Origin of the sequence: Streptomyces sp. NPDC052101, assembly GCF_040680235.1 — a bacterium.
Taxonomy (GTDB): Bacteria; Actinomycetota; Actinomycetes; order Streptomycetales; family Streptomycetaceae; genus Streptomyces.
Window position 1 is genome coordinate 1 of the sequence record NZ_JBFAWH010000136.1, and the last position, 1,305, is coordinate 1,305.

Annotated in this window: 1 protein-coding gene and 1 pseudogene; one reads left to right on the plus strand and one right to left on the minus strand. The window is 70.3% G+C overall.

Annotated features, from left to right (window positions below; all coding sequences use genetic code 11):
• On the minus strand, nt 1-826 hold an 826-nt coding region (locus AB0L75_RS44280), incomplete at its 3' end, for an IMP dehydrogenase (protein WP_365191952.1).
• Nucleotides 827-1,101: 275 nt separating this feature from the next.
• On the opposite strand from AB0L75_RS44280, the pseudogene AB0L75_RS44285 reads away from it, so the two are divergent.
• Nucleotides 1,102-1,305, plus strand: a pseudogene (locus tag AB0L75_RS44285) (MFS transporter); the annotation flags it as partial.

Genomic DNA, 1,305 nt, shown 5'->3' on the forward strand with positions numbered 1-1,305 from the left:
CCTTGGCGCCCGCGTAGGTCGCGGCCTGACCGCCGATGACGTCGACGTGCGCGGCCGCCTTCTCCTTCTTCAGGCGCGCGATCATGTCCAGCACGCCGTGCGTGTGACCGTTCGCGGTGTCCACCACGAGGGCGTCCACACCCGCCTCGACGAGCGCCATGGCGCGCTCCCAGCCGTCGCCGAAGAAGCCGACGGCGCCGCCGACGCGCAGGCGGCCCTCGTCGTCCTTCGCGGCGTCCGGGTACTGCTCCGCCTTGTCGAAGTCCTTGATGGTGATCAGGCCGGTCAGGCGGCCCGCATCGTCCACGAGCGGCAGCTTCTCCACGCGGTTCTGGGAGAACAGGCGGATGGTCTCGGCGCGCGAGACACCCTCCTGCGCGGTGACCAGCGGCATGCGGGTCATGGCGGTGTCCACCGTGCGGGTGGCCCACTCCTCGCGCGGGATGAAGCGGGTGTCGCGGTTGGTGATGATGCCCAGCAGCGTCATGTCCTCGGCCACCACCGGCAGGCCCGAGACGCGGTACTGGGCGCACAGCTCGTCCAGGTCCGCGAGCGTGGCGTCGGGGCCGATGGTCACGGGGTCCTTGATCATCCCCGACTCGGAGCGCTTCACGGTGTCCACGTGGCGGACCTGGTCCTCGATGGACAGGTTGCGGTGGATGATGCCCATGCCGCCCTGACGGGCCATGGCGATGGCCAGGGGAGCCTCGGTCACGGTGTCCATCGCCGCGGAGACGATGGGGATGTTCAAGCGGATGTTGCGGGTCAGCCGGGTGCCCGTGTCCGCGTCCGCGGGGATCACGTCGGTGGCGTTGGGCAGCAGCAGGACGTCGTCATAGGTGAGGCCGAAGAAGCCGAAGGGATCCGAGGAGGAGTGGACGGGCTCGGGGCTGGGACCGGTGCTGGTGTTGGTCACGAAGGCGCCTTTCGGGACGGGTGTTTCCGCGATTCTATGCCCGGGGGTCAAACCGGCGACCCGGGTGCGGGCCACGTCACAGGGCCCTCGCGCTGGGCCACGCGGGGGCGAGACGGACGTCACCACGACGTCACATGGCGCAATCCGGTTCGGCGTCGTGATATTGGTCCGCCTAATCTCCCCGGATGAGCACCGCACAGTCCTCCCCCGCACCGGCGCCCCGACGCCGGCTTCCCGCCTGGACGTCGAACTTCGGCTGGCAGATCGCCGCCGCCCTCGTCCTCGGCGACCTCTACTTCCCCGCTGACAACCCCACCGCCGGCGTCCTCGCCGCCTTCGCCACCTTCGCCGTCGGCTTCCTGGCCCGTCCCATCGGCGGCATCGTCGCC